Genomic DNA, 20,306 nt, shown 5'->3' on the forward strand with positions numbered 1-20,306 from the left:
GGGGCCTTACTGGGCAACCAGCGCGGCTGCCTTCACGGCAGTCACGGCGGCATTGTAATTGTTGACGAGTTGCTGAACCGAGGCCGCAGACATGTCGAGCACCGGCTTCGGATAGACGCCGAACAGGATGGTCAGCGCCACCAGCGGAAACAGCGTCAGGCTTTCGCGGAAGGTCAGATCCTTGATGCTGGCGAGCGACGGTTTGGTCAGCGCACCGAACACCACCTTCCGATAGAGCCACAGCGCATAGGCTGCCGACAGGATGACGCCGAGCGTGGCAAAGGTCGCGGTCGGAATCGAGACCTTGAAGGTGCCGAGCAGCGTCATGAACTCGCCGACGAAGCCGGATGTGCCGGGCAGCCCGACATTGGCCATAGTGAACACCATGAACACCAGCGCATAGAGCGGCATCCGGTTCACGAGGCCGCCATAGGCCACGATCTCGCGGGTATGCATGCGGTCGTAGACGATACCGACGCAAAGGAACAGCGCGCCGGAGACGATGCCGTGTGACACCATCTGGAATACGCCGCCGGCCACGCCTTGCGTGGTGCCAGCGAAGATACCCATGGTGACGAAGCCCATATGGGCGACAGAGGAATAGGCGATCAGCTTCTTGATGTCTTCCTGCATCAAGGCCACCAGCGAAGTGTAGACGATGGCGATCACCGACAGCGAGAAAATCAGCGGCGCAAAATCTTGCGACGCCAGCGGGAACATCGGCAGCGAGAAGCGCAGGAAGCCGTAGCCGCCCATCTTCAACAGGATCGCGGCCAGGATCACCGAGCCCGCCGTCGGCGCCTCGACGTGGGCGTCGGGGAGCCAAGTGTGCACCGGCCACATCGGCATCTTCACTGCAAACGAGGCAAAGAACGCCAGCCAGGCCCAGGTCTGCAACGAGCGCGGCACGGCGGTGTGCATCAGGGTCGGGATGTCGGTGGTGCCGGCATTCCAGTACAGCGCCATGATTGCCAGCAACATCAGGACCGAGCCAAGCAGCGTGTAGAGGAAGAACTTGAACGATGCATAGACCCGGCGCGGGCCGCCCCAAACGCCGATGATCAGGAACATCGGGATCAGGCCGCCTTCGAAGAACAGATAGAACAGCACGAGGTCGAGCGCGGAGAAGGTGCCGACCATCAGCGTTTCCAGCAGCAGGAACGCCATCATGTATTCGCGTACGCGATTGGTGACGGACTTCCAGCTCGCGATGATGCAGAACGGCATCAGCGCGGTGGTCAGGATCACGAACGGCAGCGAAATGCCATCGACCCCCATGTGATAGGTGATGCCGCTGGCGAGCCAGTTCGCTTTTTCGACGAACTGAAAGTCCGGGTTGGCAGCATCGAAGCGCCAGACCAGGATCAGCGACACCGCGAAGGTGACCAGCGTGGTCCATAGCGCGATCCAGCGCGCATTGCGGCGCGCGGCCTCGTCGTCGCCGCGGGTGATGTAGATCGCCAGCGCGCCGATGACCGGCAGGAAGGTGACGACCGAAAGAATGGGCCAGGTTGTCATTACTGGCCTCCCAAGCCGAACATGAACCAGGTGATCAACCCCGCGACCCCGATCAGCATCGCAAATGCATAATGATAGAGATAGCCGGTCTGGATCTTCACCACATTGCGGGTGACATCGAGCACGCGCGCCGAGACACCATCGGGGCCAAAGCCGTCAATGACGAAGCCGTCGCCCTTCTTCCACAGAAAGCGGCCGAGCCACTTCGCCGGTCGAACGAAGATGATTTCATAGAGCTCGTCGAAGTACCATTTGTTGAGCAGGAATTGATAGAGCATCTGGTGCTGACCGGCGAGTTCGACCGGAAGGTAGGGCCGGCGGATGTAGAACAGCCAGGACACCAGGAAGCCCAGCACCATCATCACGGTCGGCAGGAACGCGATCGTCTGCGGGATGTGGTGCATCTCGTCGATGATGTGCGGGTGCATCTTGAGCGACTCGCGGAAGAACTCTTCCACGCCGTGGCCCGCGAACACTTCCCTAAACGGGAAACCGGCCAGGATCGATCCGGCGGCCAGGATGCCGATCGGGATCAGCATCCACAGCGGCGCCTCGTGGGCGGCCTCGTAATGATGCTGGTCGTGCGGCTCGCCGTGGAACGTCTTGAAGATCAGGCGCCACGAATAGAACGAGGTCAGGCCGGCAGCGATCACCGTCATCGCAAAGCCGTAGTACGCGAACGGATTATGCGCGACATACGCAGACTCGATGATCGCGTCCTTGGAGAAATAGCCGGCCGTGAGCGGAAAGCCGGTCAGCGCCAGTGTGCCGATCACCATCACGCTGTAGGTGTAGGGAATCCTGTCCTTCAGCCCGCCCATATTGCGGATGTCCTGCTCGTGATGCATCGCGTAGATCACCGAGCCGGAGCCTAGGAACAACAGCGCCTTGAAGAAGGCGTGGGTGAACAGATGGAACATGCCGACCGAATAGGCGCCCGCCCCCATCGCCACGAACATGTAGCCGAGCTGCGAACAGGTCGAATAGGCGACGATGCGTTTGATGTCGTTCTGGACAAGGCCGACGGTCGCCGCAAAGAACGCGGTGGTGGCGCCGAAGAACATCACGACGGCCTGCGCGTTCGGCGCGAGTTCGAACAGCGGCGACAGGCGCGCCACCATGAATACGCCGGCGGTGACCATGGTAGCCGCATGGATCAGCGCCGACACCGGCGTCGGACCTTCCATCGCGTCCGGCAGCCAGGTGTGCAGCAGGAACTGGGCCGATTTGCCCATCGCGCCCATGAACAGCAACAGGCAGGTCAGCGTCAGCGCATCAGCATGCCAGCTGAAGAAATCGATGGTCTTGCCCGACAGCCCCGGCGCGCCCGCGAAAATCGTTTCAAAGTCGGTCGAGCCGATCAGCATGAAGATCGCGAAAATGCCGAGCGCGAAGCCGAAGTCTCCGACCCGGTTGACGATAAAGGCCTTGATCGCGGCAGCGTTGGCCGACGGCTTGTGGTACCAGAACCCGATCAACAGGTAGCTCGCTAGCCCCACGCCTTCCCAGCCGAAGAACAACTGGACCAGATTGTCAGCGGTCACCAGCATCAGCATCGCGAAGGTGAACAGCGACAGATAAGCAAAGAACCGCGGCCGGTACGGATCCTCGTCCATGTAACCGATCGAATAGAGGTGCACGAGCGAGGATATGGTGTTGACCACCACCAGCATCACGGCGGTCAGCGTGTCGACGCGCAGCGCCCACGACACCTGCAGATCGCCGGAATTGATCCAGGGGAACAGCGCGATCCGCGCATCGTGATGCATGAAGCCGACGTCGACCAGCGTCACCCAAGAAAGCGCCGCCGACACAAACAGAAGCCCTGTCGTGATCAGCTCGGCCGCTCGCGAACCTTGAGCCGGCGGCTCGGCGACATGATGCTCGTCGTGGTCGTGATCGTCGCGGCCATGTGCCTCGGCGGCATGTGCGTGATCGCCATGCCCGTGGTCGTGATGCTTGACCTCATCGCCGCTCGGATTGCGCGCATGCGCCCCGAAGATCGCGATCAGGCCGGCCAGAATGGCGCCCAGCAGCGGCAGAAAGACGATTGCCTGAACCATAGCCGCTTCAGCCCTTCATCAGATTAACGTCTTCAACCGCGATCGAACCGCGGTTGCGGAAATAGACCACCAGCACCGCAAGGCCGATCGCAGCTTCAGCGGCTGCCACCGTCAGCACCAAGAGCGCAAACACCTGGCCGACGATGTCGCCGAGGAAGGTCGAGAACGCCACCAGGTTGATGTTGACGGCGAGCAGGATCAGCTCGATCGACATCAGGATGACGATGATGTTCTTGCGGTTTAAGAAGATGCCGAGGATCCCGAGCGTGAACAGGATGGCGCCGACCGCGAGATAGTGTCCCAGACCGATCGTCATTTCACCCACTCCGCCGCGTCCGCATCCTGCAGCCCCTGCCCCGACGTCACCTTGCGCACGGCCATCGCGAGCTCCGGCGTGCGCGCGTTCTGCACGCTGATGTCCTGGCGCTTGACCTTCGCCTTGTGGCGCAGCGTCAGCACGATAGCGCCGATCATCGCGACCAGAAGCACCATGCCGGCGATCTGGAAGTAATGGATGTACTTCGTATAGAGCACCAGCCCGAGCGCCTCGGTGTTGCTGATGTTATTCGGGATAGCCGCCGTGATCGACTTCGCCGTGCCCGGATTGATGACCCAGCCGCCGGCAACCAAAAGCAGTTCGGCGAGGAAGATGCCGCCGATCACCAGACCGATCGGCAGATATTCGATGAAGCCCTCGCGCAGCTCGGCGAAATCGACGTCGAGCATCATAATGACGAACAGGAACAGCACCGCGACCGCACCGACGTAGACGACCACCAGGATCATCGCCAGGAATTCGGCGCCCATCAGCACGAACAGGCCCGACGCGTTGACGAACGCCAGGATCAGGAACAGCACGGAGTGCACGGGATTGCGCGACACAATCACCATAACCGCCGACGCCACGCAGACGCCGGCAAACAGGTAGAAGAACAGCGCGGGAAGGATCATGCGAACGTCCCTCTCGTCATTCCGGGATCGTCCGAAGGACCAGACCCGGAATCTCGAGATTCTCCGATGCGCAATTGCGCATCGTGGTTCACGCTTCGCACGCCCCGGAATGACGTTAAAATCTGGATCATGCCCTCACCTCACCGGTACGGCGCGTCGAGTTCGATGGCTTTCGCAATCTCGCGCTCCCAGCGGTCGCCATTGGCGAGCAGTTTCGCCTTGTCATAGTACAGTTCCTCGCGGGTCTCGGTCGCGAATTCGAAATTCGGTCCCTCGACGATGGCATCGACCGGGCAGGCTTCCTGGCACAGGCCGCAATAGATGCATTTCACCATGTCGATGTCGTAGCGCACGGTGCGGCGGGTGCCGTCATTGCGGCGCGGGCCGGCCTCGATCGTGATCGCCTGCGCCGGGCAGATCGCCTCGCACAGCTTGCAGGCAATGCAGCGCTCCTCGCCGTTCGGATAGCGGCGCAGCGCATGCTCACCGCGGAAGCGCGGCGAGATCGGGTTCTTTTCGAACGGATAGTTTATGGTCGGCTTCGGCTTGAAGAAATAGCGCATGGCGAGGAAGAACGCCGATACGAATTCGCTCAAGAGAAGCGCCCGGGCCGTTGCGTTGACGTTGACACTCATGATGGCCTCACTTCGGCGCGATGCCGGCGAATTGCAGCACGCCGGCCACGATCACCACCATCGCCAGCGACAACGGCAAAAACACCTTCCAGCCGAGTCGCATCAGTTGATCGTAGCGGTAGCGCGGCACGATCGCCTTTGCCATCGCGAACAGGAAGAACATGAAGAACAGTTTCAGCGCGAACCACACCACGCCCGGGATCCAGGTGAAGGGCGGCAGCGCCACCGGCGGCAGCCAGCCGCCGAGGAACATGATCGTCGCCATCGCGCACATCGTGGTGATCGCGACATATTCGCCGAGCATGAACAGCAGATACGGCGTCGAGCCGTATTCGACCATGAAGCCCGCGACCAGTTCGGATTCCGCTTCCACCAGATCGAACGGCGGACGGTTGGTCTCAGCCAGCGCCGAAACGTAGAACACCACGAACATCGGAAACAGCGGCCACACATACCAGTTCAGGATGGTAAGCTGCGGCAGCCCGATCAGGCTGGCGAAACCGCGGGCGTTCTGCGCTTCCACCACCGCCGAAAGGTTGAGCGAGCCGGCGCAGAGCAGGACTGTGATAATGACGAAGCCGATCGAGACTTCGTAGGACACCATCTGCGCCGCGGAGCGAAGCGCCGCCAGGAACGGGTATTTCGAGTTCGACGACCAGCCGGCCATGATGATGCCGTAGATCGACAGCGACGAGATCGCAAAGATGTAGAGCACGCCGACGTTGATGTCCGAGATCACCCAGCCGAGATCCATCGGGATGACAGCCCAGGCGGCGAGCGCCAACACGCAGGACACCAGCGGCGCCAGCAGGAACACGCCCTTGTTGGAACCGGACGGGATGATCGGCTCCTTCAGCACGAACTTCAAAAGGTCCGCGAAGGATTGTAAGAGGCCCCAGGGACCCACCACGTTGGGGCCGCGGCGGATCTGCACCGCCGCCCAGATCTTGCGGTCGGCAAGCAGAATGTAGGCGATCGCGATCAACAGCACGACGAGCAGCAACAGGCTTTGCGCGACCATGACGATCAGCGGCCAGAGAAAGCCGGTCCAGAACGAGCTTGCGAAGAATTCAGCCATCACGTCACGCTCACTCCGCTGCCGTCAGCATTCGCCCGGCCGCCAGCCGGGAACATTCCGCCATCACCGCCGAGGCCCGCGCGATCGGGTTGGTCAGATAGAAATCCTCGACCGAGCTCTTGAACGGGGTCTTGTCGAGCTTGCCGCCCTTCTTGCCCGCCAGCGCCTTGACGTCACTGGCCTTGCCGGGCTCGATCTGGTCGATCCGCATCAGATACGGCACGGCCTTGAAGAGCGCCTGGCGCAGCGCCTGGAGGGAGTCATAGGGCAGCTTCTTGCCGAGCACGTCCGATAGCGCGCGGATGATCGCCCAGTCCTCGCGCGCCTCTCCGGGCGGAAACGCCGCGCGGCTGGCGATCTGCGCCCTGCCCTCGGTGTTGACGTAGAGGCCGGATTTTTCGGTATAAGCCGCGCCCGGCAGGATGACGTCGGCGCGGTGCGCGCCGCGGTCCCCGTGGGTGCCGATATAGACCACGAACGTGCCGTCCGGCACCTTCACCTCGTCGGCTCCTAACAAGAACAGCACGTCGAGCGTGCCGAAGGTCGTCATCTGCGCCAGGCTGAGCCCGCCGGTATCAGCCGCAAAGCCGATATCGAGCGCGCCCGCGCGCGCGGCGGTATCCTGCAGCACCGCAAAACCGTTCCAGCCGTCCTTGAGCGCGCCAACGCCTGCGGCAACCTTGGCCGCCAGCGCCAGCACCGCGGCGCCGTCGTGCCGCGCGAGCGCGCCGGCGCCGACCAGCACGATCGGGTTCTTGGCGCCCTTCAGCACCTCGGCGAAGGAATGCTTGCCGGTGGCGAGCTGCCCGAGCGAATCCGTGCCGGCGCCGAGGTAGTCGTAGTCATAGGTCAAATCGGCCTTGGCGCCGATCACGCCGACCCTGAGCTGACCCGTGCGCCAGCGCTTGCGGATGCGCGCGTTGAGGACGGCGGCTTCCTTACGCGGATTGGAGCCGATGATCAGCAGCGCATCGGCCTGCTCAATCCCGGCAATGGTCGGATTGAAGATGTAGGTCGCCCGTCCCGCCTTGGGGTCGAAAGCGTCGCCGCCCTGCACCGCGAGGTTGGTGGAACCATATCGGCCCAACAGATCCTTGAGCGCGAACATCTCCTCGACCGCGGCGAGATCGCCGGCGATGGCGCCGATCCGCTTGCCGTCGCTCATCCTGACTTTGGCTGCGATCGCCGCAAAAGCTTCCTGCCATGACGCAGCGCGGAGCTTGCCGTTCTCGCGGATATAAGGCCGGTCGAGCCGCTGCGTGCGCAGGCCGTCGACGACATGACGGGTCTTGTCGGAAATCCATTCCTCGTTCACGGCCTCGTTGATGCGCGGCAGGATCCGCATCACCTCACGGCCACGGGTATCGACGCGGATCGCGGAGCCGACGCCATCCATGACGTCCACCGACTGCGTCTTGCCGAGCTCCCACGGACGCGCGGCGAAAGCATACGGCTTCGAGGTCAGCGCGCCCACCGGGCAGATATCGACGAGGTTACCCTGAAGCTCCGATGTCAACGCCTGCTCCAGATAGGTCGTGATCTCCATGTCTTCGCCGCGGCCGGTGGCGCCCATTTCCGGCGTGCCGCAGACTTCAGCGGAGAAACGGACGCAGCGCGTGCACTGGATGCAGCGGTTCATCGAGGTCTTGACCAGCGCGCCCAGATACTTGTCCTCGACGGCGCGCTTGTTCTCGGCAAAGCGCGAGGTGTCGACGCCGTAGCCCATCGCCTGGTCCTGCAGGTCGCACTCGCCGCCCTGGTCGCAGATCGGGCAATCCAGCGGGTGGTTGATCAGCAAAAATTCCATCACGCCTTCGCGCGCCTTCTTCACCATCGGCGAACGGGTCGAGATTTCCGGCGGCTCGCCCTTCGGGCCGGGCCGGCAGTCGCGCACGCCCCAGGCGCAGCTTGCGACCGGTTTCGGGCCCCCCTTGATCTCGACAAGGCACATCCGGCAATTGCCTGCGATCGACAGCCGCTCGTGGTAGCAGAAGCGCGGGATTTCGGCGCCCGCGGCCTCGCACGCCTGCAGCAGCGTGTACTCCGCAGGCACATCGATTTCCTTGCCGTCGATGATGAGTTTGGTCATTGCTGTCTCAAGTCTTTCCCAGCTTGCAGTCTGGCGGTGTAATGCTGGCGGTCTTCATCGACGTCTTGATCCATTGCTGGGTCTCGGCGCCATAAGTGGCAAGATAGGCCGGCTGTGCCGCGTTCTTCTCGCACAGGAACGGCAGATGCGGCTTCAGGTCGTAGTCGCAGGAGGCCAGCCATTCGCGCTTTCCGGCGAATGCGCCGAGCGCTTCCTCGCAGGCGTAGAGGAAGTAGGTGACGAAGCTCTCGTACTGGACCAGCTCGTCGCGGCCGGAATCCTTGATCTTGTCGTAGTCCGGCTGCGCGAATTTCGGATTCTTGAACGCCAGATCGGTGTAGCCCAGAAACGCCTGCCGCGCGCTCGCTGCGCGGTTGTTGGTGCGGATTTCGTTGATCTGGAACAGGATCGCAACAAAGCCGAGCAGCGCCACGGCCGCCTGCGCCATCTGCGCCAGCGTCCCGTATCTCTGCCACCAGAAGCTCGGTTGCGACATCGTTGCCATCATCTCAATGCGTTACAACGGACGGTTCGAGGCGCTTCTCGATCCGATCCACCCGGACTTCAAGGCGGTCGAGCCTGCGGTTGACGCCGGCAAGCCCTTCCTCGACGGCGGTAACACGATCATGAAGATCTTCCGCCATCCGCTCCGTGCGCTGATCAATCTGGCGCAGGATCGCCAGCACAATGCTGTCCGGTTCGTTTGCCATTGCCCTACTCCGCCGCGACCAGGTTCACGGGATCGCGCACGCCGGTATCGTCGATATCGGCCTTGTGCGAATACTGGTCGATGCGCGCCTCGATCTCGTGACGGAAATGCGCGATCAGGCCCTGGATCGGCCACGCCGCGGCGTCGCCGAGCGCGCAGATGGTGTGACCTTCGACCTGTTTTGTCACCTCAAGCAGCATGTCGATCTCGCGCTTATGCGCCCTACCCTCGGCCATGCGGGTCAGCACGCGCCACATCCAGCCTGTGCCTTCGCGGCAGGGCGTGCACTGGCCGCAGCTCTCATGCTTGTAGAAATAGGAGATGCGCGCGATCGCCCGGATCAGGTCGGTCGACTTGTCCATCACGATCACGGCTGCGGTGCCGAGGCCCGAGCGCAGCTTGCCGAGGCTGTCGAAATCCATCGGCGTATCGATGATCTGCTCGGCCGGCACCATGCGCACCGACGAGCCACCGGGAATCACGGCTTTCAAATTGTCCCAGCCCCCGCGAATGCCGCCGCAATGGCGCTCGATCAGCTCACGGAACGGAATACCCATCGCCTCTTCGACGTTGCAGGGACGCTCGACATGGCCGGAAACGCAAAACAGTTTTGTTCCGACGTTGTTGGGCCGGCCGATGGCGGCGAACCACGCCGCGCCACGACGGAGAATGTCGGGCGCGACCGCGATGGATTCGACATTGTTGACGGTAGTCGGGCAGCCGTAGAGGCCGACATTGGCCGGGAATGGCGGCTTCAGCCGCGGCTGGCCCTTCTTGCCTTCGAGGCTTTCCAGCAGCGCAGTTTCCTCGCCGCAGATATACGCGCCGGCGCCATGGGCGACATAAACGTCGAATGGCCAGCCATTGACGTTGTCCTTGCCGACCAGTTTGGCGTCATAGGCCTGGTCGATCGCGGCCTGCAGATGCTCGCGCTCGCGGATGAACTCGCCGCGGACATAGATATAGCAGGCATGCGCGCCCATCGCGAAGCTCGCGAGCAGGCAGCCCTCGACCAAGAGATGCGGATCGTGCCGCATGATCTCGCGGTCCTTGCAAGTGCCGGGCTCGGATTCGTCGGCGTTGACCACGAGATAGCTCGGCCGGCCGTCGGTGGATTCCTTCGGCATGAACGACCATTTCAGGCCGGTCGGAAAGCCCGCCCCGCCGCGGCCGCGCAGGCCGGAGGCCTTCATCTCGTTGATGATCCAGTCGCGGCCCTTGTCGATGATCGCTTTGGTGCCGTCCCACGCGCCGCGGCGGCGCGCGCCCTCCAGCCCCCAATCATGAAGGCCATAGAGGTTCTTGAAGATGCGATCCTTGTCGTCGAGCATGACTTGAAGCTTCCTCAGATCAACGATTGGACTGCGCATAGGCGAGGCCCGCGGCGCATCCGCCGAAGGTCAGTGCCCACAACAGGCTGGATTCGAGCGTTGCGTTCAGCCCGTAACGCTGCAGCAGAAAAATGAACGCCGCCGCCGCCACGGCGTGCATGCCGATATAGCGCCAGTTCTTCATCGCGCTGACCCTCCCCGGCCCGCTCACGGGCGATGTGCCGTTACGCATCATGTCGATTCTTTCAGCGTCGTCGGCCCACCGACAGGCGCCGAGAACTGACGGTCGACCTGCGGTCCGGGCTTCGGCGGATTGCCCGAAGCAAAGCCGTCCAGCACCTTGCCGAAACTTTCCTTGGTCAGGTCCTCGTAAGTGTCCTTCCAGATCTGCACCATCGGCGCGTTGACGCAGGCGCCCAGGCACTCGACCTCTTCCCAGCTAAAGTTGCCGTCCTTCGACACATGGAAGGGCTCGTGATGAATGCGGCTCTGGCATACCTCGATCAGGTCGCCGGCGCCGCGCAGCCGGCAAGGCGTGGTGCCGCACACCTGCACATGGGCCTTCTTGCCGACCGGCTGCAACTGGAACATGGTGTAGAAGGTCGCCACTTCCAGCACGCGGATGTAGGGCATGTCGAGCAGGTCGGCGACCACGCGGATCGCGGCTTCCGATACCCATCCGTCATGCTGCTCCTGCGCGCGCCACAGGATCGCGATGACAGCAGACGCCTGCCGTCCCGGCGGATACTTTGCGATCTGCGCCTTGGCCCAGGCGAGATTCTCATCCGTGAACGTGAAGCTCGCGGGCTGCAATTCCTTCGGTGCGAGGCGGCGGACGGACATCGTTCAGTCTCTCATTGCACGCGGCGCGCGGCTTTCGCATTGAGCGCTTCAATCCGGGCGAGCCAGAATGCGCTTGCGGTGCCGAACACGTTGTAGCCGACATGGGTTGAAACCTTGATCCGGTCCAGGATCGAAAGATCGGTCACGGTTTCAAGGCGATTGCTGCGCGGATCGTAGACGATCAGCTTCAGCGGCGTCTGTTCGAGGATATAGCGCGATACGGTATGCTCGGGGTCATTACCGTGCTCCTCGCACAGCAAGACGCTGTCGCCCTGCATCAGCCGCGCGCCGCCCTTCATGGCCTCGATCTCGACGCCTTCGACGTCGAGCTTGATCAGGTATTTTCCATCCGCAGCGACCATGCCGTCATCGAGCAGATTGTCGAGCGCGATGACCGGCACTTCCTCGCCGCCCGATTGGTCGCCGGCAATGCTGAAGGCCTCATGCTTGGTGCCTGATAGCCGCGCGGTGCCGCGCGCGGCACCGATCGCGCATTTCATCACTTCGAAACGATTGCCGTTGATTTTGGCATTGTTGGCCAGCTTCGGGAAATTCTGTCCCGATGGCTCGATCGCGATCGCTTTGTGCGAGCCGAACGGCTTGCTCGACGCCAAGACCGACCAGTAGCCGTAATTGGCGCCGCAATCGAGCAGCGTGTAGTCGACGTCGGCTGAATCCTTGAACAGCAGCTCCAACTCGTCTTCATAGCTGAAGGTGCGGTTGAGCAACTTGCTCCAGTAGCCGTCGCCATAGGGAAATTCGAACACGGCATCGGGATTGAGTTTGATCTGGATGCCGCGCTCAGGCAGTGTCGTGCGCAACAGGTTGGCGCAGATGTTGTAGCCGCGATGCGAAAAGTTAGACGCCACCTTCGACCCTAGCACCAGCGCCAACGCGGCCAAACGCTCCCACGCGTTCGCACCCTCGAGTGCGCCCGATGCCCGGTCAAACTGGATGGGCGCCTGCGCCATCACCGATCGACCTCTCCGAACACGATGTCGAGCGAGCCGAGAATGGCCGAGACGTCGGCGAGCAGATGGCCGCGGCAGATGAAATCCATCGCCTGCAAATGAGCAAAGCCCGGCGCACGGATCTTGCATTTGTAAGGCTTGTTGGTGCCATCGGAGACCAGGTAGACGCCGAACTCACCTTTCGGCGCCTCGACCGCGGCGTAGACTTCGCCCGCCGGGACGTGCACGCCTTCGGTATAGAGCTTGAAATGGTGGATGAGGGCTTCCATCGAGCGCTTCATCTCGCCGCGCCGCGGTGGCGCGATCTTGTTATCCTCGACTACGACGGGTCCCTGGCCATCAGGCTCACGCAGCTTTGCGATGCACTGCTTCATGATGTGCACGGACTGGCGCATTTCTTCCATCCGGATGCAGTAGCGGTCGTAGCAGTCGCCGTTCTTGCCGATCGGAATGTCGAAATCCATTTCGGCGTAGCACTCGTAGGGCTGCGCCTTGCGCAGGTCCCATGCCGCGCCCGAGCCGCGCACCATGACGCCGGAGAAGCCCCACTCCCAAGCCTGCTGCAGCGTCACCACGCCGATATCGACGTTGCGCTGCTTGAAGATGCGATTGCCCGTCAGCAGCGTTTCAAGGTCGGCGACCACCTGAAGGAACGGATCGCACCAGGCCTCGATATCGTCGATCAGTTTTGGCGGCAGGTCCTGATGCACGCCGCCGACACGGAAATAGGCCGCATGCATGCGCGAACCGGAGGCGCGCTCATAAAACACCATCAGCTTTTCGCGCTCTTCAAAGCCCCACAGCGGCGGAGTGAGCGCACCGACGTCCATCGCCTGCGTGGTGACGTTGAGCAGATGCGACAGGATGCGGCCGATTTCGCAATAGAGCACGCGGATCAACTGGCCGCGGCGCGGCACGCTGATGCCAAGCAACTTTTCCGCGGCGAGACAGAACGCGTGCTCCTGATTCATCGGCGCGACGTAATCGAGCCGGTCGAAATACGGAATTGCCTGCAGATAGGTCTTTGCCTCGATCAGCTTTTCGGTCCCGCGATGCAGGAGGCCAATATGCGGATCGACGCGCTCGACGACCTCGCCATCCAATTCCAGAACAAGGCGCAGCACGCCATGCGCCGCCGGATGCTGCGGCCCGAAGTTGATGGTGAAATTCCGGAGATTCTGTTCGTTCATGGTCAGGCCTTCGGCTCAGCCTTCTCATCGCCCGGCAGCGGATAATCAGCGCCTTCCCATGGCGAGAGGAAATCGAATTTACGGAATTCCTGGTTGAGACGGACGGGCTCGTAGAGCACACGCTTCTCCTGGTCGTCGTAGCGGACCTCAACGAAGCCGGTGAGCGGGAAATCCTTGCGCAAGGGATGGCCGTCGAAGCCGTAGTCCGTCAGCAGCCGACGCATGTCGGGGTGGCCGGTGAAGATCACGCCGTAGAGGTCGTAGGTCTCGCGCTCGAACCAGTCGGCGCCGGGAAACACGTCAATGATCGATGGCACCTGCGTGGTCTCATCGGCCTCGGCGCGGATGCGAATGCGCTCGTTCAGCGTCGGCGACAGTAGATGATAGACCACGTCGAACCGCTTCTCGCGGCCGGGATAGTCCACTGCCGTCACGTCGGTGATGTTGACAAAGCGCAGCGCAGGATCGTCGCGCAGGTGCTTCATGACATCGACGATCTTGCCGGCCTCGACCGTGACGGTGAGCTGATTGAACGCGACCGCATGGGCAGTGGCCGCGCCCGGAAGCGCGCTAACAATCGTCTGCCCAAGGGCGTCGAGCTTGCCGTCGTCCATTACCTAAAACCTTAGCGTTCGATGGTCCCGATGCGCCGGATCTTCTTCTGCAGCAGCAATATGCCGTAGAGCAGCGCCTCCGCCGTCGGTGGGCATCCGGGCACGTAGATGTCGATCGGCACAATGCGGTCGCAGCCGCGCACCACCGAGTACGAGTAATGATAGTAGCCGCCGCCATTGGCGCACGACCCCATCGAGATCACGTAGCGCGGCTCGGGCATCTGATCGTAGACCTTGCGCAGCGCCGGCGCCATCTTGTTGGTCAGCGTGCCCGCCACGATCATGACATCGGACTGCCGCGGCGAGGCGCGCGGCGCAAAGCCGAAGCGCTCGACGTCGTAGCGCGGCATCGACACCTGCATCATCTCGACCGCGCAGCAGGCGAGGCCGAAGGTCATCCACATCAACGAGCCCGTGCGAGCCCAGGTGATCAGATCGTCGGCGGCGGCAACGAAGAAGCCCTTGTCCGACAGTTCGTGGTTGACCTCGAGGAAGAACGGGTCGTTGGCGCCGACCGGCTTGCCGGTCGAGGGGTCGAGAATGCCCTTCGGCGCCAGCGCGATCGCCGGCGAAGAGCCTGTTATTGTCTGGCTCAATCCCATTCGAGCGCGCCTTTCTTCCACTCATAAGCAAAGCCGACCGTGAGGACGGCGAGGAACACCATCATCGACCAGAAGCCGGTCGCGCCGAGCTTGCCGAACGCGACCGCCCAGGGGAACAGAAACGCCACTTCGAGGTCGAAAATGATGAAGAGGATCGCAACCAGATAGAAGCGGACGTCGAACTTCATGCGGGCGTCGTCAAAAGCATTGAATCCGCATTCATAGGCGGAGAGCTTTTCCGGGTCCGGCTGTTGGAATGCGACCAGGAATGGGGCGATCAGGAGCGCCAGACCGATCAGGCTCGCCACCCCAATAAACACCACAAGTGGAAGGTAATTCTGCAGGATGCCGGTCATCGGCGGTGCCTTTTCCTGCGGATTTGGCCGCAGATTCGTTGATTGGAATTATTCTTGGCTTAGCGCAGCGCAACAGAGGGCGCAAGACAAGCCGGTTTCACGTCTCCGTCCGCACTTGACGCGTCTGCAAAACCCGAAAAAGTGTTGCGTTCCTGCCTCGCCCGACCAACGCAGGCCGGGCCGCATGGTGCCCGAATTTTCACTTCAAATGCTTCTCATCCGCGAGCATTGCGGCGGCCGTTTCGGTCAGGCGATCGATCTGGTCGAGCAACACCGCCAGCTCTTCCTTGCCGAGCTGTTCCAGCAGGCGCCGATTACGCTCCTGCGCCCCTGCCACAATTGCATCATGGGCGGCCAGCCCCGCCTTGCTCAGGCAGACCAGCGTCTCACGGTTGTCCCGCGGGTTGACCGCCTTGGCCACCAGCTTGCGCGCGACCAGTTCCGCCAGCGCCCGGCTGATCTGGCCCTTATCCATGCCGACCGCTTCCGCGAGCCTGATAACGCTCATCGGTGGCCGCCGGCCCAGCGAGGCCACCAGGCCGAACTCCACCGAGGACAGCCCTGCAAGCCGCTTGTAGCGCAGAATCGCGCCGCGCTTGAGCAGATTGGCCAACACCATCAGCCGCGACGATAACATCGCGGTGATCGGCGCCAATTCCGCGACATCGGCGGCCGCAGGCGATGGCGCGGTCTGCTTTTCCGGCTTCCGGCTCATTTGCAACCTCTGCCAACAAAGCGCGCCGGTGCCAAGGACCATCGAGAAGGACCACCAGATGGGCCCATCGAACGGGGATTTAAACGCGCCGCCGGCGGAATTCGAGGCGGGGATTACGTGCTCGCGCTGTTGACTGTCATCTATGCGCTGAACTTCCTCGACCGCACCATCTTCAACGTCCTGATTGAGCCGATCAAAAAGGAGTTTGCGCTCAGCGACACCACGATAGGACTGCTGGCGGGCTTCGGCTTCGTGCTGTTCTACTCGCTGCTCGGCATCCCGATCGCGCGCATCGCCGACCGCTTCAACCGTCGCAACATCGTGGCCGTCGCGCTGGCGTTCTGGAGCGCGATGACGCTGTTTTGCGGCATGGCGCAAAGCGGGGCGACGCTGGCCTTGGCACGTATCGGCGTCGGCATAGGCCCCGGCGGTACGCCCGCCTCGCAGGCGATCATCGCCGATCTCTTCAGCAAGAATGAGCGCCCGCGCGCGCTCGGCGTCTATGCCATCGGCACCTATCTCGGCGTCTTTCTCGGCTATTTCATCGGCGGTTACGTCAACCAGCACTACGGCTGGCGCATGGGCCAATCTTTGCGGTGGCGCAGGCGCCAGGCCGAGCCTGCGGGCGCTGCGTCGGCGATCGTGCTGCTGACCGCGCCCTGCTTTGGCCAAGGCGTCGGCCCGCTCGCCGTCGGCATGCTCAACGATGGCTTGAAGGCCGATTTGGGCACCCAGGCCGTGCGGTATTCGCTGCTGTCGGCTGCGGTCACGACCACGATAGACGCCCTGTTGTTCATCTGGGCGGCCCGGTCGATCCGAGGCGATATCCTGCGGGCAAACTGATCCGATCCGCTCGCCGCCAGCTTATCCCTTTGTTTTTGTTGCTACTTTCATCCCGGCGCAGTTCCGTGAGCCCGCGTTTGATCTCGGCTGGCAGCCCGTATGTGATCTACATCTCGGATTCTTGGCCGAAAAACCGGCCACAACCGGCCGAATGAAACCATTTTGCCGAAACCGCGAAACGATCCTGAAACAGACGGGGCGTACTTCTCTCCCCAACACAGGACGCCAAAGGCGTCCGGGAGGCATCAGATGAACCACTCCATTCATTCGGCGGATCGCAGTACCCACCTGAAGATAGTGGTTGTGGCGCTGGTGGCCGGTATCGCGGTTGCGGCTTTCGGCATCTCGGCTCGGACCGGTTCTGAGTACAGCCAGACTGCCCAGGTCGTAAAAGCGGGGAAGCCGGTGGTCGTCACCAGCTCGAATGCCTCGACGGTGCGTTAAACGATATCGATGTCGTTGGAATAAAAATGGCCGCCCTCGGGCGGCCTTTTGTTTGCAGCAGTCTTTTAGGATCGATGCAAGCCACTGAAAAGAATGGCGCGAGAGACGGGACTCGAACCCGCGGCCTCCGCCGTGACAGGGCGGCGCTCTAACCAACTGAGCTACTCCCGCGGATGCCGTAATCAGATCCTGATCCGCGCAGAACCGAGGGCATAAAGGCCCGCTCCGGCTTAGTCAAGGACGTTGCGAATCCCCGCGCCACACGGGCGTTTCTGCGACTCCGATGCAAATAACGGCCTGTTTTCAGCTAAAACAGCGGAGGCGGCGATTATCCGAATCGTATAACGCCTGCTACGTCTGGGTTTCTTGAAATCCTCTCCACTCTGATTGTGCCGGAACCGCGGGTTTCAAGTCACCACCAACGCATTTTCCCGACGCGGACCGGTATCGACCAACGAGCTTAAAAGCCATTCAACCAACGAGGAGGGCCAGACATGGCGAAGAAAGCGGCGGCTCCAGCCACCATCACACTGAAACATCTGGCAGCGGCTCTCGCCGAGGAACATGACCTGTCGAAAAAGGCCGCGGAAGCGATCCTGATCGACATGGTCGGCAAGATTACAAAACACCTGAAAAAGGGCGAGCGTATCAGAATCGTCGGACTCGGCATCCTCCAGGTCCGCAAGCGCGCCGCCCGCACCGGGCGCAACCCCGCCACCGGCGAACCGATCCAGATCAAGGCCAGCAAGAAGGTCGCGTTCCGGGCGGCCAAGGAACTCAAGGAAGCCGTGTGACGGCGCCTTTCGCCCGATCGCATCCGAAGCGCCGTTCCGGCTGGGACCCGGAATGGCGCTTTTCTGTTATAGAGCGCTTTCCTTGCTCATCTTTTCCGGATCATCATGCCGCCCTCCCCCCTCGCCTTCACCCACGATGTCACTGAGCGCTTCCTGCGCTATGTCGTGATCGACACCCAGTCCGATCCGGCCTCGCCGACCTGCCCTTCCACCGAGAAACAGAAGAATTTGGGCCGCCTGCTGGCTTCGGAGCTGCAGGCGATGGGGCTCACCGACGCCCATCTCGACGAGCACGGCTACGTCTACGCGACGATCCCGGCGACTACCGACAAGAATGTTCCGGTGATCTGCTTCTGCTCGCATATGGATACGTCCCCGGATTGCACCGGCGCCAACGTCAAGCCGCAGATCGCCAGGAATTATCGCGGCGGCGACATCGTGCTGCCGGCGGATCCCACGCAGGTGATCCGCTTTGTCGATCATCCCGCGCTTGCCGGCCAGATTGGCCACGACATCATCACGACCGACGGCACCACGCTGCTCGGCGCCGACAACAAGGCCGGCCTCGCCGAGATCATGGATGCGGCGCGGTTCCTGATTCAAAATCCGCACATCAAGCACGGCATCATCAAGATCCTGTTCACGCCGGATGAAGAGATCGGCCGCGGCGTCGACAAGGTCGACCTGAAAAAGCTCGGCGCCGACTTCGCCTACACGATGGACGGCGAAAGCGCCGGGCATATCGAGGACGAAACTTTTTCAGCCGACGGCGCCACCATCACCATCGAGGGCGTCTCGACCCATCCCGGTTTCGCCAAGGGCAAGATGGAGCACGCGATCAAGATCGCGGCAGCCATCATCGACCGCCTGCCCAAGAACACCTGCTCGCCTGAAACCACCGAAGGCAAGGAAGGCTTTCTGCATCCGATCGGCATTTCGGGGGCGCTGGAGAAAGCCACCATCAGCTTCATCGTGCGCGATTTCACCGACGAGGGCCTGCAGCAAAAGGAAGCGCTGCTCGAAGGCATCGTCAAGGACGTGATGAAGGATTATCCGCGCTCGACGTACCGGATGGACGTCAAGCCGCAATACCGCAACATGAAAGAGGTGATCGACCGCCATCCGCAAACGGTCGAGTACGCCATTGAGGCGATCAAGCGCGCGGGGCTAACGCCGGTGCGAAGCTCGATCCGGGGCGGCACCGACGGCTCGCGGCTGTCGTTCATGGGCCTGCCTTGCCCCAACATTTTTGCCGGCGAACACGCCTTCCACTCGCGGCTGGAATGGGTGAGCCGCCAGGACATGGAAAAGGCCGCGGAGACCATCGTGCATCTGGCGATGATCTGGGAAGAGCGGGCTTAACGGCGTCCCGCTCTCTCCCCATCATTGCAAGGAGCGACAGCGACGAAGCAATCCATCTTTCCGTTGTGACGCGCTATGGATTGCTTCGCTTGGTTCGCAATGACGCTGTTGCGGGATGAGTGCGCTTACTCGTTCTACGATGCCCTTGCCGTCACGATCCAGACCGACGCCGGCAGCAACACCGCGTCGCCCTTGGCGAACGGCGTGAGCGCTTCGCGGATCGAAGCGGCGACGGCAGCGCGAGCGTCTTCCGGCTGGCCTTCCAGCGCACGGCTCACCGGTCCGATCTCCAGCGCGCCCTGCACCGCGCCATCAAGACCGCGGCCGATCGCAGCGTCCAGCAACAGCGGACATTCTTCCATTTCGACACCGGTAAAGCCGGCCTCACCGAGAATCCGGCGCACCCGCGCCTCCGAGGCAAACGCAAACGGGCCGGGATCTTCCGGCCCAACCTGCGGCAGTTTCGGCACGTGTTTGTAGGCCGCCTGCAGCGGCGCCATGAAGAACGGGTTTTCACGCGGCTCGCGCCAGCACGCAAATGCAAGCCTGCCCGTCGGCCGCAGGGCTTTCCGCATGTTGGCAAACGACAGCGCGGGATCGGCAAAGAACATCACGCCGAACCGCGAGGCCAGCACATCGAAGCTGGCAGGGGCAAACGGATAAACAGTGGCGTCGGCAAGAACGAAATCGATCGGCAAATCCTTCGGCGCACTCTGCCGCGCCCGCTCCAGCATCGGGCCCGACACGTCGATGCCGAGGACATGGCCTGATGGCGCGACCTTTTGCGCAAACGCACTCGCGGTGGCGCCGCTGCCGCAACCGACATCGATGACGCGCTCACCCGGCATCAACTTGGCCCGCTCGACGACAAGGTCGGCAACCGGCTTGAGCAGCACGTCCTGCGCCGCCTGCCGTTCCGCCCAGCGCTGGCCAGCCGGACCGTTCCAGTAAGCGACCTGGTCGGCGTTTTGACCGTGGCTTGCCGGTGCGTCCATTTGAGCGGCCCCTTTTTGATGGTTCGAGATGTTCGGGTCTCGGGATCAGTCCGCCTTCGCTCTTCGAACTTCGGCGCGACAGCCTTCGCGCTCACGAGAGAGCTGGCTTGCGGAGCCGTAGCGCGCCAGCGCGAAGGCTGGGTAAGCGGCGAGAGATTCGAACTCGCCTCCCTCGCGGTGCAAACGAGGAGACGCTATAACGG

At 62.3% G+C, this 20,306-nt stretch carries 23 protein-coding genes and 1 tRNA gene; 4 read left to right on the forward strand and 20 right to left on the reverse strand.

The window, feature by feature from the left end; genetic code table 11:
- Positions 1–6: 6 nt before the first annotated feature.
- From HCN58_RS24165 to HCN58_RS24250, 18 genes are all read right to left on the reverse strand, one after another.
- Positions 7–1,518: an NADH-quinone oxidoreductase subunit M gene (locus tag HCN58_RS24165; RefSeq protein ID WP_171581895.1), complete on the reverse strand. Its 1,512-nt coding sequence runs from the start codon at positions 1,516–1,518 to the stop codon at positions 7–9.
- Positions 1,518–3,581: an NADH-quinone oxidoreductase subunit L gene (gene nuoL, locus HCN58_RS24170; RefSeq protein ID WP_171581896.1), complete on the reverse strand. Its 2,064-nt coding sequence runs from the start codon at positions 3,579–3,581 to the stop codon at positions 1,518–1,520. Before nuoL ends, HCN58_RS24165 begins: the two co-directional genes overlap by 1 nt.
- Positions 3,582–3,588: 7 nt before the next feature.
- Positions 3,589–3,897, reverse strand: coding sequence for an NADH-quinone oxidoreductase subunit NuoK (nuoK, locus tag HCN58_RS24175; RefSeq protein ID WP_171581897.1), 309 nt, complete (start codon positions 3,895–3,897; stop codon positions 3,589–3,591).
- Positions 3,894–4,532 (reverse strand): NADH-quinone oxidoreductase subunit J, encoded by a 639-nt coding sequence (locus tag HCN58_RS24180; protein WP_171581898.1) that lies wholly within the window; start codon positions 4,530–4,532, stop codon positions 3,894–3,896. Before HCN58_RS24180 ends, nuoK begins: the two co-directional genes overlap by 4 nt.
- Positions 4,533–4,672: 140 nt before the next feature.
- Positions 4,673–5,167 carry an NADH-quinone oxidoreductase subunit NuoI gene (gene nuoI, locus HCN58_RS24185; RefSeq protein ID WP_028345787.1) on the reverse strand — a complete coding sequence of 165 codons (495 nt, stop codon included), beginning with the start codon at positions 5,165–5,167 and terminating at the stop codon, positions 4,673–4,675.
- 7 nt (positions 5,168–5,174) lie between these two features.
- Positions 5,175–6,245 carry an NADH-quinone oxidoreductase subunit NuoH gene (nuoH, locus tag HCN58_RS24190; protein WP_171581899.1) on the reverse strand — a complete coding sequence of 357 codons (1,071 nt, stop codon included), beginning with the start codon at positions 6,243–6,245 and terminating at the stop codon, positions 5,175–5,177.
- A 10-nt stretch (positions 6,246–6,255) separates the two neighbouring features.
- Positions 6,256–8,334: an NADH-quinone oxidoreductase subunit NuoG gene (gene nuoG, locus HCN58_RS24195; RefSeq protein WP_171581900.1), complete on the reverse strand. Its 2,079-nt coding sequence runs from the start codon at positions 8,332–8,334 to the stop codon at positions 6,256–6,258.
- A gap of 7 nt (positions 8,335–8,341) precedes the next feature.
- Entirely contained in the window at positions 8,342–8,830 is a 489-nt protein-coding gene (locus HCN58_RS24200) for a hypothetical protein (RefSeq protein WP_171581901.1), read from the reverse strand.
- Positions 8,831–8,843: 13 nt separating this feature from the next.
- A complete protein-coding gene (locus HCN58_RS24205; RefSeq protein ID WP_171581902.1) occupies positions 8,844–9,044 on the reverse strand; it encodes a hypothetical protein in 201 nt (66 codons plus the stop codon).
- Between the two features lie 4 nt (positions 9,045–9,048).
- Positions 9,049–10,374, reverse strand: a complete 1,326-nt coding sequence (gene nuoF, locus HCN58_RS24210) for an NADH-quinone oxidoreductase subunit NuoF (RefSeq protein ID WP_171581903.1) — start codon at positions 10,372–10,374, stop codon at positions 9,049–9,051.
- A gap of 19 nt (positions 10,375–10,393) precedes the next feature.
- Positions 10,394–10,606, reverse strand: a complete 213-nt coding sequence (locus HCN58_RS24215; protein WP_171581904.1) for a hypothetical protein — start codon at positions 10,604–10,606, stop codon at positions 10,394–10,396.
- Positions 10,606–11,217 carry an NADH-quinone oxidoreductase subunit NuoE gene (gene nuoE, locus HCN58_RS24220; RefSeq protein WP_171581905.1) on the reverse strand — a complete coding sequence of 204 codons (612 nt, stop codon included), beginning with the start codon at positions 11,215–11,217 and terminating at the stop codon, positions 10,606–10,608. Before nuoE ends, HCN58_RS24215 begins: the two co-directional genes overlap by 1 nt.
- Before the next feature lie 11 nt (positions 11,218–11,228).
- Positions 11,229–12,188 (reverse strand): FkbM family methyltransferase, encoded by a 960-nt coding sequence (locus HCN58_RS24225; protein ID WP_171581906.1) that lies wholly within the window; start codon positions 12,186–12,188, stop codon positions 11,229–11,231.
- Positions 12,188–13,378 (reverse strand): NADH-quinone oxidoreductase subunit D, encoded by a 1,191-nt coding sequence (locus HCN58_RS24230; RefSeq protein WP_171581907.1) that lies wholly within the window; start codon positions 13,376–13,378, stop codon positions 12,188–12,190. The genes HCN58_RS24225 and HCN58_RS24230 overlap by 1 nt, the downstream gene beginning before the upstream one ends.
- Positions 13,379–13,380: 2 nt before the next feature.
- Complete coding sequence (locus HCN58_RS24235; RefSeq protein ID WP_171581908.1) at positions 13,381–13,992, reverse strand: NADH-quinone oxidoreductase subunit C; 612 nt, start codon at positions 13,990–13,992, stop codon at positions 13,381–13,383.
- 11 nt (positions 13,993–14,003) lie between these two features.
- Positions 14,004–14,594: a NuoB/complex I 20 kDa subunit family protein gene (locus tag HCN58_RS24240; protein ID WP_171581909.1), complete on the reverse strand. Its 591-nt coding sequence runs from the start codon at positions 14,592–14,594 to the stop codon at positions 14,004–14,006.
- Positions 14,585–14,950 carry an NADH-quinone oxidoreductase subunit A gene (locus tag HCN58_RS24245; protein WP_057856661.1) on the reverse strand — a complete coding sequence of 122 codons (366 nt, stop codon included), beginning with the start codon at positions 14,948–14,950 and terminating at the stop codon, positions 14,585–14,587. Before HCN58_RS24245 ends, HCN58_RS24240 begins: the two co-directional genes overlap by 10 nt.
- A 199-nt stretch (positions 14,951–15,149) precedes the next feature.
- A complete protein-coding gene (locus HCN58_RS24250) occupies positions 15,150–15,665 on the reverse strand; it encodes a MarR family winged helix-turn-helix transcriptional regulator (RefSeq protein ID WP_171581910.1) in 516 nt (171 codons plus the stop codon).
- A gap of 66 nt (positions 15,666–15,731) precedes the next feature.
- Here HCN58_RS24250 and HCN58_RS24255 point away from each other — a divergent pair, with 66 nt between their 5' ends.
- Together HCN58_RS24255 and HCN58_RS24260 are read left to right on the forward strand one after the other, a co-directional pair.
- A complete protein-coding gene (locus tag HCN58_RS24255) occupies positions 15,732–16,508 on the forward strand; it encodes an MFS transporter (protein ID WP_171582186.1) in 777 nt (258 codons plus the stop codon).
- Positions 16,509–16,757: 249 nt separating this feature from the next.
- Positions 16,758–16,952, forward strand: a complete 195-nt coding sequence (locus HCN58_RS24260) for a hypothetical protein (protein ID WP_171581911.1) — start codon at positions 16,758–16,760, stop codon at positions 16,950–16,952.
- Positions 16,953–17,046: 94 nt separating this feature from the next.
- Here the strand turns inward: HCN58_RS24260 and HCN58_RS24265 are convergent.
- Positions 17,047–17,123, reverse strand: a tRNA-Asp gene (locus HCN58_RS24265).
- Positions 17,124–17,446: 323 nt separating this feature from the next.
- Between HCN58_RS24265 and HCN58_RS24270 the strand changes: the two genes are divergently transcribed.
- Positions 17,447–17,746, forward strand: coding sequence for an HU family DNA-binding protein (locus tag HCN58_RS24270; RefSeq protein ID WP_171581912.1), 300 nt, complete (start codon positions 17,447–17,449; stop codon positions 17,744–17,746).
- Between the two features lie 105 nt (positions 17,747–17,851).
- Positions 17,852–19,108, forward strand: a complete 1,257-nt coding sequence (gene pepT, locus HCN58_RS24275) for a peptidase T (RefSeq protein ID WP_171581913.1) — start codon at positions 17,852–17,854, stop codon at positions 19,106–19,108.
- Positions 19,109–19,242: 134 nt separating this feature from the next.
- On the opposite strand, the gene HCN58_RS24280 is transcribed toward pepT, so the two are convergent.
- The gene (locus HCN58_RS24280) at positions 19,243–20,103 is read right to left on the reverse strand and encodes a class I SAM-dependent methyltransferase (protein WP_171581914.1); all 861 of its coding nucleotides are present in this window, start codon (positions 20,101–20,103) and stop codon (positions 19,243–19,245) included.
- Between the last annotated feature and the right edge of the window lie 203 nt (positions 20,104–20,306).

This window comes from Bradyrhizobium australiense (genome assembly GCF_013114825.1).
Classification (GTDB): domain Bacteria; phylum Pseudomonadota; class Alphaproteobacteria; order Rhizobiales; family Xanthobacteraceae; genus Bradyrhizobium; species Bradyrhizobium australiense.